This window comes from Collinsella sp. AF38-3AC, assembly GCF_003474365.1.
Lineage (GTDB): Bacteria > Actinomycetota > Coriobacteriia > Coriobacteriales > Coriobacteriaceae > Collinsella.
The window spans coordinates 24,090-24,817 of the sequence record NZ_QROM01000019.1 but is presented as its reverse complement, the minus strand read 5'-3'; the positions used below and the strand labels follow the sequence as shown (position 1 = coordinate 24,817).

Genomic DNA, 728 nt, shown 5'->3' with positions numbered 1-728 from the left:
CAATGTCGTGGCCAGCTACTCAGGCGGCCAGACCGTTCTACTCGACGATTGGTATAAGATCGCGGACGGCTACGTTTGGGGCCGATACACGTCGTACAGCGGTCACGCCCGTTACATCGCGGTCGGCAGGGCCACGGGCAAGCCCGAGGCCGACGACTTCCTCGCGAAGGAGTGACATGAAGCCTAGCGAGAAGCTGTTCGGTCTCGTCTACGCGGTCCTGGCGGTCATCGCCATGGTCACGCTCATCGCCGTTGCGTGCTCGCTTGCGCATCCAAGCTACGCGCGAGCGGCTGATGCCGTCACTGTCATGGACCAGGCCGACGGGCCGCTCTACGACCTCCCGCAGAACGTGTCCTCGTACATCGCGACCGAGCGCTCGACTAACCGCGCCTACATCGTGGTCGAGAGCGACCACGGCATCGCGATCACGCCGTACCTCGACGGGGACGGCAATCAGGTGATTATCGACAGACCTTAAGCGCGAACCCCTCCCCGGTACTGCCGGGGAGGGGTTTATGCATAGCCGTATATCCGTTAATAACCGTTCTCCAATGCAGTTTCAGCTAGTTAGGAGCGAGTGATAGCATCGTTACCTGCAACTTTGCTGGTGCAGCACGTGCCAAAAAGTCACATTCAAGACTCTTAATCCCAAGGTCCAGGGTTCGACCCCCTGACGGCCCACCCAAAGCAAGTTAAGACGGTCAACGAAAGTTGGCCGTCTTTTTTA

General features: G+C 59.1%; 1 protein-coding gene. It reads left to right on the top strand.

All coding sequences use genetic code 11. The annotated features are described in order from the left end of the window. Positions 1–176 precede the first annotated feature (176 nt). Entirely contained in the window at positions 177–479 is a 303-nt protein-coding gene (locus DW029_RS09630; RefSeq protein ID WP_118345957.1) for a hypothetical protein, read from the top strand. Positions 480–728 lie beyond the last annotated feature (249 nt).